The organism is Klebsiella quasipneumoniae subsp. quasipneumoniae (assembly GCF_020525925.1).
GTDB classification, from domain to species: domain Bacteria; phylum Pseudomonadota; class Gammaproteobacteria; order Enterobacterales; family Enterobacteriaceae; genus Klebsiella; species Klebsiella quasipneumoniae.
In genome coordinates this window covers 4,864,919-4,878,977 of record NZ_CP084876.1, presented here as the reverse complement: position 1 = coordinate 4,878,977, position 14,059 = coordinate 4,864,919, and the positions used below count along the sequence as shown (strand labels likewise).

Annotated in this window: 14 protein-coding genes; 6 read left to right on the top strand and 8 right to left on the bottom strand. The window is 58.9% G+C overall.

What is annotated here, in order from left to right; translation table 11 throughout:
* Window positions 1-31 precede the first annotated feature (31 nt).
* The 4 genes from efp (at window position 32) to sugE (ending at window position 1,568) form a co-directional block, all read left to right on the top strand.
* Complete coding sequence (gene efp / locus LGM20_RS23400; protein WP_004206421.1) at window positions 32-598, top strand: elongation factor P; 567 nt, start codon at window positions 32-34, stop codon at window positions 596-598.
* 73 nt (window positions 599-671) lie between these two features.
* Window positions 672-803 carry an entericidin A/B family lipoprotein gene (locus LGM20_RS23395; RefSeq protein ID WP_004206422.1) on the top strand — a complete coding sequence of 44 codons (132 nt, stop codon included), beginning with the start codon at window positions 672-674 and terminating at the stop codon, window positions 801-803.
* A gap of 157 nt (window positions 804-960) precedes the next feature.
* Window positions 961-1,107 carry a lipoprotein toxin entericidin B gene (gene ecnB, locus LGM20_RS23390; protein WP_004206423.1) on the top strand — a complete coding sequence of 49 codons (147 nt, stop codon included), beginning with the start codon at window positions 961-963 and terminating at the stop codon, window positions 1,105-1,107.
* 143 nt (window positions 1,108-1,250) lie between these two features.
* The gene (sugE, locus tag LGM20_RS23385) at window positions 1,251-1,568 is read left to right on the top strand and encodes a quaternary ammonium compound efflux SMR transporter SugE (protein ID WP_004206425.1); all 318 of its coding nucleotides are present in this window, start codon (window positions 1,251-1,253) and stop codon (window positions 1,566-1,568) included.
* Here sugE and LGM20_RS23380 read toward each other — a convergent pair.
* The 5 genes from LGM20_RS23380 to frdA all read right to left on the bottom strand — a co-directional run bounded on the left by LGM20_RS23380 (window position 1,565) and on the right by frdA (window position 5,505).
* Window positions 1,565-2,098 (bottom strand): lipocalin family protein, encoded by a 534-nt coding sequence (locus LGM20_RS23380; RefSeq protein WP_032454621.1) that lies wholly within the window; start codon window positions 2,096-2,098, stop codon window positions 1,565-1,567. The genes sugE and LGM20_RS23380 overlap by 4 nt on opposite strands.
* 113 nt (window positions 2,099-2,211) lie before the next feature.
* Complete coding sequence (gene frdD, locus LGM20_RS23375; protein ID WP_002885526.1) at window positions 2,212-2,571, bottom strand: fumarate reductase subunit FrdD; 360 nt, start codon at window positions 2,569-2,571, stop codon at window positions 2,212-2,214.
* 10 nt (window positions 2,572-2,581) lie between these two features.
* The gene (frdC, locus tag LGM20_RS23370; protein ID WP_002885530.1) at window positions 2,582-2,977 is read right to left on the bottom strand and encodes a fumarate reductase subunit FrdC; all 396 of its coding nucleotides are present in this window, start codon (window positions 2,975-2,977) and stop codon (window positions 2,582-2,584) included.
* Between the two features lie 10 nt (window positions 2,978-2,987).
* Window positions 2,988-3,722 carry a fumarate reductase iron-sulfur protein gene (gene frdB / locus LGM20_RS23365; RefSeq protein WP_004177729.1) on the bottom strand — a complete coding sequence of 245 codons (735 nt, stop codon included), beginning with the start codon at window positions 3,720-3,722 and terminating at the stop codon, window positions 2,988-2,990.
* Window positions 3,715-5,505 carry a fumarate reductase (quinol) flavoprotein subunit gene (gene frdA / locus LGM20_RS23360; RefSeq protein WP_032454622.1) on the bottom strand — a complete coding sequence of 597 codons (1,791 nt, stop codon included), beginning with the start codon at window positions 5,503-5,505 and terminating at the stop codon, window positions 3,715-3,717. The genes frdB and frdA overlap by 8 nt, the downstream gene beginning before the upstream one ends.
* Before the next feature lie 274 nt (window positions 5,506-5,779).
* Between frdA and epmA the strand changes: the two genes are divergently transcribed.
* Together epmA and yjeM are read left to right on the top strand one after the other, a co-directional pair.
* Complete coding sequence (epmA, locus tag LGM20_RS23355; protein WP_004206428.1) at window positions 5,780-6,757, top strand: elongation factor P--(R)-beta-lysine ligase; 978 nt, start codon at window positions 5,780-5,782, stop codon at window positions 6,755-6,757.
* 187 nt (window positions 6,758-6,944) lie between these two features.
* Window positions 6,945-8,447, top strand: a complete 1,503-nt coding sequence (gene yjeM / locus LGM20_RS23350; protein WP_044525182.1) for a glutamate/gamma-aminobutyrate family transporter YjeM — start codon at window positions 6,945-6,947, stop codon at window positions 8,445-8,447.
* Between the two features lie 37 nt (window positions 8,448-8,484).
* Here yjeM and mscM read toward each other — a convergent pair whose 3' ends face one another.
* From mscM to rsgA, 3 genes are all read right to left on the bottom strand, one after another.
* Complete coding sequence (gene mscM / locus LGM20_RS23345) at window positions 8,485-11,814, bottom strand: miniconductance mechanosensitive channel MscM (RefSeq protein WP_017900929.1); 3,330 nt, start codon at window positions 11,812-11,814, stop codon at window positions 8,485-8,487.
* Between the two features lie 23 nt (window positions 11,815-11,837).
* Complete coding sequence (gene asd / locus LGM20_RS23340) at window positions 11,838-12,800, bottom strand: archaetidylserine decarboxylase (protein ID WP_044525183.1); 963 nt, start codon at window positions 12,798-12,800, stop codon at window positions 11,838-11,840.
* A gap of 160 nt (window positions 12,801-12,960) precedes the next feature.
* The gene (rsgA, locus tag LGM20_RS23335; protein WP_023291707.1) at window positions 12,961-14,022 is read right to left on the bottom strand and encodes a small ribosomal subunit biogenesis GTPase RsgA; all 1,062 of its coding nucleotides are present in this window, start codon (window positions 14,020-14,022) and stop codon (window positions 12,961-12,963) included.
* Window positions 14,023-14,059: the final 37 nt, after the last annotated feature.

Genomic DNA, 14,059 nt, shown 5'->3' with positions numbered 1-14,059 from the left:
AGCTACCAGTTAAACAATTTCAGAGGGCCTTATGGCGACTTACTATAGCAACGATTTTCGTGCTGGTCTTAAAATCATGTTAGATGGCGAACCTTATGCGGTAGAAGCCAGCGAATTCGTTAAACCAGGTAAAGGCCAGGCGTTTGCGCGCGTTAAGCTGCGCCGTCTGCTGACCGGCACCCGCGTTGAGAAAACCTTCAAATCTACTGATTCTGCAGAAGGCGCGGACGTTGTCGATATGAACCTGACTTACCTGTATAACGACGGTGAGTTCTGGCACTTCATGAACAACGAAACCTTCGAACAGCTGTCTGCTGATGCGAAAGCGATCGGTGACAATGCCAAATGGCTGCTGGATCAGGCTGAGTGCATTGTGACCCTGTGGAACGGCCAGCCGATCGCGGTCACCCCGCCGAACTTCGTTGAGCTGGAAATCGTTGAAACCGACCCAGGTCTGAAAGGCGACACCGCAGGTACCGGTGGTAAACCAGCGACCCTGTCTACTGGCGCTGTGGTTAAAGTGCCGCTGTTCGTCCAGATTGGCGAAGTAATCAAAGTGGATACTCGCTCTGGCGAATACGTATCCCGCGTGAAGTAATTTCACGTCATGATGACTGGCGCAGCCTCTGTGCTGCGCCGCTCTTTCTGTACTGGCACGACGAGCACGACACATGAAGCGCAGCGTAAAACTCCTGGCGTTACTGTTTCTGAGCAGCGCACTGCTGTCTGGCTGCAATACCGCCCGCGGTTTCGGTGAAGATATTCAGGGCCTGGGTCACGCCATCTCTCGCGCTGTAAGCTGACTTCCTTCCGTTTCGCCTGCCGCGATCGCCTTGCGGTGCGCCTGCTTCCTCCACGAATACTCCTTTTCTCTTAAAAAACGCAAAGATCCCTTCATCTGTGGACGGTTTGTCTATGCTTATAGGGCATGAAAACAAAACTGACACTAAGGATGACATTATGGTGAAAAAAACGATTGCAGCGTTCTTTACGGTTTTGGTCCTCTCTTCAGCACTGACCGCTTGTAACACCACGCGCGGTGTGGGTCAGGATATTTCAGAGGGCGGCAGCGCAATCTCTGGCGCAGCAACCAAAGCTCAGCAATAACAGCCTTCGACGGTACGGTTTTGCGCCGTACCGTTCTTCACTTCCCCCATCCTGTTGGATATACTCACTACGACTTTTCATCCACCTTACGGGACGACCCGTAAGCGTTTCTCATCCGGGGACGGCCCCAGCAAAGGAGCCTTATGTCCTGGATAGTCTTATTTATCGCTGGCCTGCTGGAAGTGGTGTGGGCCGTCGGCCTGAAATATACCCATGGCTTTAGCCGGCTGGTTCCCAGCGTCATCACCATCGTCGCGATGGTCGTCAGCATGGCGCTGCTTTCATGGGCGATGAAAACCCTGCCGGTGGGTACCGCTTACGCCGTCTGGACGGGGATCGGCGCCGTGGGCGCCGCTGTGACCGGTATCGTACTGTTAGGTGAATCCGCCAGCGCTATGCGTATCGCCAGTCTTGTCTGCATCGTGGTCGGCATCATTGGCCTGAAGATCAGCGCGCACTAGTTGTAGCGCTGATTGACCCAGACCAGTTTGCTGATATCAAAACCCTGCCGGGTGGCAATATCCAGCATCTGCTGCCTGACTTCCGGGGCGATGGTGGGGGCTCGCGCCAGTAGCCAGAGATAGTCGCGGTCGGGGCCGCAGACCAGCGCGTACCGATACTCCTTATCCAGCGCAATGACGTTATAGCTGCCATAGAAGGGGCCGAAGAAGGAGATCTTCAGCGCGGCGCGGCTGGGTTCGCCGGTAAAATACGCCACCCCGTCCGTTTTCTGCCACATGTCGCGGTCGGGGTTATAGCCTTTATTGACCACGTCCAGACCGCCGTCATCGCGCGGCTGCCAGGCGATCGTGACCTTTTCAAGCCCGCTTTCAAAAGGATGGTCGAAGCGGGCGATTTCGTACCAGGTACCCAGATAGCGCTGAACGTCGAAGGGGGTGACCACGGTGACGCCCGGCGGCGGGGCAGGGGTGCTGCAGGCGACAGACAGGAACGAGACGGCGACCGCGGTGATTATCGGCAGGATACGCATGGTATGCTCCTTGCTGGCTTTTAAGCTAAGTGTAGAGTCCGGCAGGGCAAAGGCGGCAAGATTTTTCTATGAAGCGAGCCCGGTAGCAGAATTGCTGCCGGGCTCTTGCAGGATCAGATAAACAGTACGCCAACCAGAGTAATGACGCTGAGGATCGCCGCCAGACCGTAGAAGACCCATTTGCCGTTTGGCACATGGATTTTCAGGTCGTGCATGGCGTGGTGAATACGATGCAGCCCACACCACAGCGGCAGGACAATCATCAGAAAGATGAACGCGCGGCCGATAAAGCTTTGGGCAAAGGCCAGCACGCGCTCATAGCTGAAGGCGTCGGCGGGGGCGAGCCCCAGCGGCAGCAAAATGCCCACCAGCAGCACCATCACCGGCGCGACAATCGCGCCCCACATGCCGCCAGCGCCAAACAGCCCCCAGAAAACGGGTTCATCGGAACGTTTCGGATTGGGATTAATCATCTCAGCCTCCTTACCAGAACAGGGCGACAAACAGGATCACCACGGTGACCACCGCCGTCACCACCCAGAGACCTTTAATCACCGGCTCTGGCCCCATTTTTTCGCCTTTGATGATGACGTTGGCGGCTTTCGGCGCCAGCTCGAACCAGGTTTTGGTGTGCAGCAGCGCCGCCGCCAGGGTGATCAGATTGAGGATCACCACCACTGGATTTTGCAGGAATCCGATATATCCCGCCCAGCTTTCGGCGCCGTGCTTGAGGGCAAACAGCCCGTAAATCAGCACAATGCTAAACCAGACCGTCGGCACCGCCGTGCCTTCCCGCACCATGTAGAAGCGATAAAACGGCAGCTTTTTCCACCAGGTGGAGGTCATCGGCCGCACGTAGGGTTTGCGTTTCGTCGTCATAATGCACTCCTTAGCGTGGTTTCAGGGTGGCGATAAGAAAGTCTTTCGAACTTTCCACCTTGCCCTGCTGGATCGCGGCCGCCGGGTCGACGTGCTTCGGACACACTTCCGAGCAGTAGCCCACGAAAGTACAGGTCCAGACGCCGTTCTGGCCGTTAAGCTGCGCCATGCGTTCCTTTTTGCCGTGGTCGCGGCTGTCTTCGTTATAGCGGTGGGCGAGGGTGATCGCCGCCGGGCCGATAAACTCCGGATTCAGGCCGAACTGCGGACAGGCGGCATAGCACAGTCCGCAGTTGATACAGCCGGAGAATTGATGGTATTTGGCCATCTGGGCCGGCGTCTGCTTGTTTGGTCCCTGGTCCGGGGTGCGGTTATTGCCGATGATATACGGCTTAATGGCCTCCAGACTTTCGATAAAGTGGGTCATATCCACCACCAGATCGCGCTCGATCGGGAAGTTGGCCAGCGCTTCAACCTTGATGCCTTTGGTGTAATCCCGCAGGAAGGTTTTACAGGCCAGCTTCGGTACCTTATTGACCATCATGCCGCAGGAGCCGCAGATCGCCATCCGGCAGGACCAGCGGTAGCTCAGGTCGGGCGCCAGGTTGTCTTTAATGTAGCCCAGCGCGTCCAGCAGCGAGGTCTGCTCATCGTAAGGCACGTCATAGAACGCGCTGTGCGGTGCCGTGTCGACCTCCGGGTTGTAACGCACCACTTCGACTTTCAGGTTTTTCATCTCAGCCATGGGTGGTCTCCTTCTTCTCAGCCGCTTCCGCTTCAGCGCCATAGACACGTTTCGCCGGCGGCAGCGTGGTGATCTTCACATCGCCATATTCCAGGCGGGTGGTGCCATCAGCCTCGCGGAAGGCGAGCGTATGTTTGAGGAAGTTGACGTCGTCGCGTTCGGTACAGCCTTCATCCAGACGCTGGTGCGCACCGCGCGATTCTTTACGGGCGATGGCCGAGTGCGCCATACATTCGGCAACGTTTAAACCGTGTCCCAGCTCAATGGTGTAAAGCAGATCGGTGTTGAATACGCTGGAGTTGTCGGTAATGCGCACGCGCTTAAAGCGCTCCTGCAGCTCAGCCAGCTTGTCGATAGTTTTCTGCATCAGCTCTGGCGTCCGGTAGATGCCGCAGCCTTCCTCCATCGAGAGCCCCATTTCGTCGCGGATTTTCGCCCAGTTTTCGTTACCCTCCTGGTTGACGAGATCTTTCAGACGACGCTCCACATCGGCAGCCTGCGCATCAAGGGCGGAGCCGTTCGTCTCGCCCGCTTGCGCGGCGCGCTGCATGGCCTGTTCCCCGGCCAGGCGGCCGAAGACCACCAGCTCGGCCAGCGAGTTGGAGCCCAGGCGGTTGGCGCCGTGCAGACCAACGGACGAGCATTCGCCCACGGCAAACAGCCCTTTGATGCGGGTTTCGCACTGTTGATCGGTTTCGATGCCGCCCATGGTGTAGTGCGCGGTCGGGCGTACCGGAATCGGTTCTTTCACCGGGTCGACGCCGACGTAGGCTTTCGCCAGCTCACAGATAAACGGCAGGCGCTCCAGCAGCTTTTTCTCGCCGAGGTGGCGCAGATCGAGGTAGACCACGTCGCCGCGCGGCGTGGGAATGGTGTTCCCTTTCCGCCATTCGTGCCAGAAGGCCTGGGACACTTTGTCGCGCGGGCCCAGCTCCATATATTTGTTCTTCGGTTCGCCGAGCGGGGTTTCCGGGCCCATGCCGTAATCCTGCAGATAGCGATAGCCGTTTTTGTTGACCAGAATCCCGCCTTCACCACGGCAGCCTTCGGTCATCAGGATCCCGGAGCCCGGCAGGCCGGTCGGGTGATACTGCACGAATTCCATATCGCGCAGCGGCACGCCGTGGCCCAGCGCCATACCCATGCCGTCACCGGTAACGATGCCGCCGTTGGTGTTGTAGCGATAGACGCGTCCGGCGCCGCCGGTGGCCAGCACCACCGCGTTGGCGCGGATCTGCACCAGCGTGCCTTCCATCATATTCATCGCCACCAGGCCGCGGGCCTGGCCGTCATCGACCAGCAGATCAAGGACGAAATGTTCATCAAAGCGTTGAATTTGGGGAAACTGAAGGGAGGTCTGGAAGAGGGTATGCAGCATGTGGAAGCCGGTTTTATCGGCGGCAAACCAGGTACGTTCGATCTTCATGCCACCGAAGCGCCGGACGTTAACGCTGCCGTCAGGGCGGCGGCTCCACGGGCATCCCCACTGTTCCAGCTGGGTCATTTCCGTCGGGCAGTGGTGAACGAAATAGTCGACGACATCCTGCTCGCACAGCCAGTCGCCTCCGGCGACGGTGTCGTGAAAATGGTACTCAAAGCTATCGTGATCCTGGGCAACGGCTGCGGACCCCCCTTCTGCAGCGACCGTATGGCTGCGCATCGGATAGACTTTAGAAATCAGGGCGATTTTGGCATTGGGGTTGGCCTGGGCGGCGGCGATAGCGGCGCGAAGGCCTGCCCCGCCGGCGCCAATTACGGCGAGATCGGCTTGAAAAGTGTGCACGACATTCCTCCAGTTTTAGTGTATTTCGCCGCCGGGCTGGCGAAAAAGTATCACTGCTCCTTTATAGGTACAGGAGTATAGCCGTAGGGTCAGTATGGAAAATTGACGTGTTCGATTTTTTTATCGATATGTGCGGTTATTTATCAGTGATATTTATGCATTTAGGTTAACGATAGATTAATGGCATGTAATCTGCCGGGGATTGCACAAAATTTGTTTCACTCGCCGGTTGCGAGTAGACTTCGTGCCCTTGTTTGCAATCGGAGAAAGTACCATGAGCGAGACGGCAACCTGGCAGCCGAGCGCACCCATTCCCAATCTGTTGAAACGCGCGGCGGTGATGGCGGAAATCCGCCGTTTCTTTACCGATCGCGGCGTGCTGGAGGTGGAGACGCCTTGCATGAGTCAGGCGACGGTAACGGATATCCATTTGTTCCCGTTTGAAACCCGTTTCGTCGGCCCGGGCCACTCACAGGGACTCAATCTGTACCTGATGACCAGTCCGGAATACCATATGAAGCGCCTGCTGGCGGCGGGCTGCGGCCCGGTTTTCCAGCTGTGCCGCAGCTTCCGTAATGAAGAGATGGGGCGGCATCACAATCCGGAATTCACCATGCTGGAGTGGTATCGTCCGTGCTATGACATGTATCGTCTGATCAACGAGGTGGACGATCTGCTGCAGCAGGTGCTGGAGTGCCAGCCGGCGGAAAGCCTCTCCTATCAGCAGGCGTTCCAGCGTCATCTGGATATTGACCCGCTCTCTGCCGATAAAGCGCAGCTGCGCGAAGTCGCGGCGAAGCTGGATCTGAGCAATATCGCCGATACTGAAGAAGATCGCGACACGCTGCTGCAACTGCTGTTCACCATGGGCGTGGAGCCGCACATCGGCAAAGATCGGCCGACGTTCATTTATCATTTCCCGGCAACTCAGGCCTCTTTAGCGCAGATCAGCCCGGAAGATCATCGGGTCGCTGAGCGCTTCGAGGTCTATTACAAAGGAATTGAGCTGGCGAATGGTTTCCACGAGCTGACCGACGCCCATGAGCAGCGCCTGCGCTTTGAGCAGGACAACCGCAAGCGGGCCGCGCGCGGCCTCCCGCAGCAGCCCATCGATAACAACCTGCTGGCGGCGCTGGAGGCAGGTCTGCCGGACTGCTCCGGCGTGGCATTGGGCGTTGATCGCGTGGTGATGCTGGCGCTGGGCGCTGAAAGCATCGGCGAAGTGATCGCCTTTACGGTCGACCGCGCCTGATGGCGCTGTCACCTCCCGCCGCCTGCGGGCGAGGGAGGTGACAGGCCTCTCCTGACCTATACCTCGCACGGTATCCCGGCATTCGCCCGAATACCCACAATCTCTCTCCGTGCTTTTGCTACTATCCGCGCTCTTTTTATGAGACCAGGCGTTGCCCGTCGGGCGATGCTCACGTTTGGATAGGTTTATGCATCAACAACTCAAGAAGATGAGCCTGATTGGGCTGATTCTGATGATCTTCACCTCGGTGTTTGGCTTTGCCAACAGCCCGTCGGCGTTTTATCTGATGGGCTACAGCGCTATGCCGTTTTATCTTTTTTCCGCACTCTTTTTCTTCATTCCGTTTGCGCTGATGATGGCGGAGATGGGCTCAGCCTTTCGTCGGGAAGAGGGCGGCATTTACTCCTGGATGAACCACAGCGTCGGGCCGCGCTTTGCGTTTATCGGCACCTTTATGTGGTTTGCGTCGTACATCGTCTGGATGGTGAGTACCGCGGCTAAGATCTGGGTGCCGCTATCTACCTTTTTGTTTGGCGCCGACAAAACCCAAAGCTGGGCGCTGGGTAGCCTGACCCCGACGCAGACGGTGGGCATTCTGGCGGCCTGCTGGATGGTCGTCGTGACCTTTATTGCCGTCAAAGGGATCAATAAAATCGCCAGGATCACCGCCGTCGGCGGTATCGCGGTGATGGGGCTTAATCTGGTGCTGCTGCTGGTGAGCGGGGCGATCCTGCTGCTCAACGGCGGCCATTTCGCCCAACCGTTAAACTTCGCCCTTTCGCCTAATCCGGGCTATCAGTCGTGTATGGCAATGCTGTCATTTGTGGTATTTGCCATCTTCGCCTATGGCGGAATTGAGGCAGTCGGCGGCTTAGTGGATAAAACCGATAAACCGGAAAAGAACTTTGCCAAAGGGATTATTATCGCGGCGATCGTAATCTCGGTTGGTTATTCGCTGGCGATTGTGCTGTGGGGCGTGAGCGCTAACTGGCAGCAGGTGCTCGGTGCGCGTTCAACCAACCTCGGCAACATCACCTATGTGCTGATGACCAGCCTCGGGAACACGCTCGGCCAGGCTCTGCACATGACGCCAGAGGCGGCAGCCCTCACCGGGATCTGGTTCGCCCGTATTACCGGGCTGTCGATGTTTCTCGCCTATACCGGCGCGTTTTTCACTCTCAGCTATTCGCCGCTGAAAGCGATTATCCAGGGCACGCCAAAAGCGCTCTGGCCATCGGTGATGACCCGTCTCAACGTTAATGGTATGCCCGCCGCGGCGATGTGGCTGCAGTGTTTGCTGGTCGGGGTGTTTATTGTCATGGTGTCGTTCGGTGGGGACAGCGCTTCCGCGTTTTATAACAAGCTGACGCTGATGGCCAATGTCTCCATGACTTTGCCTTACCTGTTCCTGACCATCGCCTTCCCGTTCTTCAAGTCAAAAGCGCATCTCGATCGGCCGTTCGTGATTTTCAAAAACCGCCAGTCGACGCTGCTGGCGACCGGCGTGGTGCTACTGGTGGTGACTTTCGCCAATATCTTCACCATTATTCAGCCGGTCATCGACAGCGGGGACTGGAACAGCACGCTGTGGATGGTCGGCGGGCCGATCTTCTTCTCGCTGCTGGCGTTGGCCATTTACGAAAGCTACCGTCGGCGCCTGGCGTCCGGTGTGCTGGTAATGGAGAGCTAGAAAGCCTGCCCGGCGGCGGCGCCGGGCAGGGTATGGCCTACAGGCTGCCAGCCGTACGTCGGCTGGTTTTCCCGGCCGAGGTCATGGTTTTACTGCTTTGCCTGCCGTCGATACTTTCCAGCCGCATCTGGAACGGAGGGAACGGCATATCAATGCCATGCTCGCGGAAGCCCGCCAGGATCAGCTGATGCATCTCATGGCGTAGCGGCATGCGGTGCCCCATCTCGGCGGCAAAAATACGCAGCTCGAAAATCTGGATCCCCTGCTGCAGGTCGACGAGAAACGCCTCCGGCGCCGGGGTATCGATGACCAGCGAACAGCGATGCGCCGCGGCGATGAGGATCTTGGTCACCTCTTCGGTATCGGCGTCCACCGGAGCCGGCACCGTCAACACCACGCGGGTGACCGAGTCCGACAGCGACCAGTTGATAAACTGTTCGGTGATGAACGCCTTGTTCGGCACGATAATCTCTTTCCGGTCCCAGTCGCTGATGGTGGTGGCGCGGGTATTGATGCGGGTGACGCTGCCCGTCAGGTCGCGGATGGTGACCGTATCGCCGATGCGGATCGGCTTTTCAAACAGGATAATCAGGCCGGAGATAAAGTTAGCGAAGATCTCCTGCAGGCCAAACCCGAGACCCACACCCAGCGCGGCGACCAGCCACTGCAGCTTCGACCACTCAATGCCAATCATCGAGAAGCCCACCAGCCCACCGATCAGCATCAGCAAATACTTGGTGATGGTGGTGATGGCGTAGCCGGTGCCGGGCGTTAAATCGAGGTGCTGGAGGATCGCCAGCTCCAGCAGCGCCGGCAGGTTGCGCACCAGCTGAGTGGTGATGATCAGCACCAGAATGGCAATCAGCACCGCGCCAAGGGTGATGGGCTCGAGGCTTTCCACCCCCTGCACCGTCGAGGTGACGTCCCACAGCGAGATATTCTCAAGGAAGCCAAACGCCGAGTGAATTTCCGACCACAGCACGATGACTGACAGCAGCGCGATCAGCATCAGCAGAGAGCGCACGAGACGCAGCGACTGGGTACTGATGGCATCGAGATCGACCTCGCTGACCTCCGTCTCCACCGACCCTTCCGGGCTGCTGACGTGAACAGGCTCATCTTCGCCGCGGGCGCGCTGGGCGAGAATTTCCGCGCGACGATGGCGGGCCCGGTCGAAGGCCAGTCGGCGCCGCTGGATCAGCATCCAGCGGCGGATAATGTGATAGACCACCAGCAGCAGGAACCAGATGGCGACGGAGGTTTCCAGACGCGCCAGCAGCGCCTGAGCGGTGGCGAGGTAGCCGACGGCGGCCGCCAGCATGGCCACCAGCGGGGCGCCAAGCATCAGGTTCCACAGCAGGCGGTTCACCATATTGTCGCCATTCCCCTCTTTATCCAGGTAGAGCGGGATGCCGGCATGCTTAAGGCTGAGGGTGACCACCGCCAGCGCGCCGCAGATCAGCAGGAAGCACAGGCGGCCCAGCGAGGCGGAGAACTCGCGGTCGTTAAGATTATCGAACATGATCAGCGCCATTATCAGCGGCACAATCAGTCCGATGCTCATCAGGTAGTAGCGCATCGCTTTCGCCACGCGGTTACGCGGCCAGCCGAAGTGGGCGATAAACAGCCCGTTTGGCCGGGCGAAGGTGGCGCAGATCATCACCACCCACAGCAGAGGCACCGTCGCGGTGACCCCATCGCCAATCGCCACCGCCAGCGGGAAGGGCCAGGCGGACTGCAGACCATAGCCGAGCGTCATCCACAGCACCGGCAGCGGCGAAGCTACCAGTATCGACCAGAAGACCGTGCGCAGCGTCAGCCAGAAGTGATCCTGGGTGACTTTCCCCACCCGAGCGCTGGAGCGCTCAAGGAAGCGGGTGAAATGGCGCCGGGAGCTGATGCTGAAGCCAACCAGCAGCAGGGCGGCAAACAGCGGTAGCAGGGTCTCTTTGCTGGTGAGCATCATCGCGCTGGCTTTACCCAGCTCGCTGATGGTATCCAGGGAGATCAGGCGCCGCAGATCCTGGACGATCTCCAGCGGCCAGGAGAAGCCGATGGGGCTGACGTCCGAAGTCCAGAACAGATAGCGGTGGGTGGCTTCGTTGATCTCCTTCAGCGCGTCTTCCAGCTGGCCGTTGGCGACCTTCAGCTTGGTGAGCTCCAGCATCAGGGTATCGCCGCCGCGCAGCAGCGAGTTCAGCAGCTCGTTCTGTGTGCGTAGCTGCGCCTGCAGGATCTTGTTCTGCTCGCTGGTCAGCGGTTCGCCGTCGGCCTGACGGATCTGCCGCAGCTGCGGCTGCTTACTGAGTAAATCCTCAAAGCGCAGACGCTGCACGCGCAGCTGCGCCATCTCCGTATCCAGCTGCTGCGGGCGAGGGCGCTCCGGCAGCCGCGCCACCTGGGCGCGCAGGGCTTCGCCCAGCAGATTGGAGGAGCCCAGCCACTGCGACTGCTCGCGCAGGGTGTTTAACGCCTGGCGCACCTGCAGCGTTTGATTCGTCGCCTGCCGCTGCTGGGACGCCACCAGATCCATACGCTGCGCCTGCTGGTTCAGCGCCTGGGAGAGTTCGCGGTTGACTTTAAACTGGGCGGTGATGTCCGGCGGCAGGTTTTCACTGTTCTCCGCCAGCAGTTCGGTACTCTCCAGCGCTTTTTCCGCCTCCCGCTGGCGCTGGCTGTTCTGCAGATTACGCAGCGCCTGCAGATAGGCATCCAGCTGCTCGCTCTGCTTTTGCGCCAGTTCAGAACGGGCGCGCGACAGCTCCTGGCGGTTATTGGCGGAAAGCTGGGCGAGATCGAGCTCATCCACCAGCGCCTTCAGGCGCGCCGATTCCGCCTGCAGGGCAAGATTTTGCGCCTGGGCGAGAGCATTGTTGCCGGTTTGCGTGCCGATGCGGCGCTCAACCTCATTGAGCTGACGCCGGGCGTCGGTTTGCTGCTGCGGCAGCTGGTTCAGGGAGTCGGCGATTTCACGCGCGCGATCCTGCTCCTGCTGCGCCTGACGGCTTGACTCCAGCAGCTGGCTGCTGACCTGGAGGATCTCCTGGTTCAGCGCATCGGCGGTCAGGCCGACTGGCACCTGGCGCGGCTCTTCGCTCAGATTGTTGAGCTGGGCACGCAGGCTTTGAAACAGTTTGGGGAAATTGTCGATAACGTCCTGATACTGACGGGCGCGCTCGAGAGACGATTTTCGCTCCTCAAGCGCGTTCAGGGCGGACTGCAGAACTTCAACGGTTTCAGGCTGGGCGGGCTTTGCCGCCTTCGCCTGTTCCAGTTCCTGGGTTATCTGTTTAGCATCCGGGGCTGTCGCAGCGTACGCCCCGAAACTGAGGCTCAAGGCCAACAGGAAAGTGTATATCAGGCGCACGGCATAACCCTTTTGCTGAAGAATTAACCTTGGTCTTGTTTATCGTCAACCAGCGGGCTGGCGCGATGTTCGGCGCGGATCTCTTCTTCCGGTAACGGCGCCGGTTCAGCGGCGGTGGTTGCTTCCACCGTTGTCGCCAGCGGTTGGCCGATTTTAGTCACGGACAGGCTTTGCAGCATGTCGACCAGCTTCACCTGGCCCGGGGCAAACAGGTTGATCACGGTGGAGCCCAGTTTGAAGCGGCCCATCTCCTGGCCTTTCAGCAGGGCGACGGAGCCTTCGCTGTCGCCAGCGGGCCAGGTCCAGCGTTTAATAATGCCTTCGCGCGGCGGGGTTACGGTGCCGGACCACACGGTCTCGATGCTGCCGACGATAGTCGCGCCCACCAGAATTTGCGCCATCGGGCCAAACTCAGTATCAAACAGGCAGATGACGCGCTCGTTACGGGCAAACAGGTTCGGCACGTTCTGCGCCGTCAGATGGTTAACGGAGAACAGGTCGCCAGGAACGTAGATCATTTCGCGCAGGATACCGTTGCACGGCATGTGCACGCGGTGATAGTCGCGCGGCGACAGATAGGTGGTGGCGAAGCTGCCGTTACGGAACAGGTCGGCCATCTGGTAGTTGCCGGCCAGTAAGGCTTCCAGGCTGTAGTCGTGGCCCTTGGCCTGCAGAATTTTATCGTTCTCAATGGCACCAAGCTGGCTGATCACGCCGTCGGCCGGCATCACCAGTACGTTAGGATCGGTATTCAGCGGGCGAACGTCGTCGCGCAGCGGGCGCACAAAGAAATCGTTGAAGGTGCGATAGGCCGCGGTATCCGGCTTCTGCGCCTCTTTCATATCGACCTTGTAGTATTTCACGAACAGATCGATGACCAGCTTCGTCAGCCAACCTGCGCGTTTGCTCGCACCCCAGCCTGCGAGGCGGGTGAGCCACAGTTTAGGCAGAATGTATTGCAGTGAAAGTTTAAGATCGTTTAACAAAGTAGCCTCCAGGCCATGATATGTCGTTCCTGACCCCGCCTGCGGGCGGGGACCTGAAAAAAGGGGACGATTCTATACGTAAAACTCGCCAAATGGCATCCGCGTAAGCCGCGTCATCACCGCTGCCCGGCAGCGCCTGACGTGACGCTCAGCTTAATGGTCAGTCATCGGTCGAGGAAAAGTTTTTACGCGTTTTTACCTGTACCTGCGCCATGCTTTCCAGGATGCGGTGGTAGTTCTCGAAACGGCTTTCGGCGATCTTGCCGCTCTCTACCGCTTCGCGAAGCGCACAGCCAGGATCGGTATCGTGTTTACAGTCGCGATATTTGCAACGGCCTAAATAATCATGGAATTCGACAAAGCCGTTGGTGATTTGTTCCGCTTCCAGATGCCACAGGCCGAACTCACGTACCCCCGGTGAATCAATCACATCGCCACCGTGCGGGAAGTGGTAGAGGCGCGCCGCGGTGGTGGTGTGCTGGCCTAAGCCGGAAACGTCCGAGACATCATTGGTGAGGATCTGATCCTCATTCAGCCCCAGCAGGGCGTTCAGCAGGCTTGATTTACCCACCCCGGACTGCCCGGCGAAGATGCTGATGCGGTCGGTCAGGGCCGCTTCCAGCGGCTTGAGGCCGTCCTGAGTACGGCTGGAGACCAGCAGTACGCGGTAACCGATGTTGCGGTAGATGTCCATTTGCTCATTGACGAAGCGCAGGCCATCGTCATCCAGCAGATCAATTTTGTTCAGGACGATTAACGGCTCGATATCCTGCGCCTCGCAGGCCACCAGATAGCGATCGATAATATTCAGCGACAGCTCAGGCAGGATCGCGGAAACCACCACGATCTGGTCGATATTGGCGGCGATAGGCTTCACGCCGTCGTAAAAATCCGGGCGCGTCAGGACGGAGGCGCGATCGTGAACCGCTTCGACGATCCCTTTGACGCTTACGCCGTCGGCGGCGTCTTTACCCGGCCGCCAGACCACGCGGTCGCCGGTGACCAGCGAACGGATCGTCCGGCGGATATTGCAGCGATGCACGCTGCCGTCAGCGGATTCGACGTCGGCATGCATGCCAAAGCGACTGATGACAATGCCTTCCGACGTGTCGCCAAACAGGTTGTCATCGTAGTCGGCCTTCTCCGCAGTGGTTTTCAGACGGCGCTGGTGGTTGGCTTTGACGCGGCGCTGCTGGCCTTTGGAGAGTTTATTTTTACTCAATCGAACTGGCTCCTGGTCGCCCTGATGGGGCAAAACC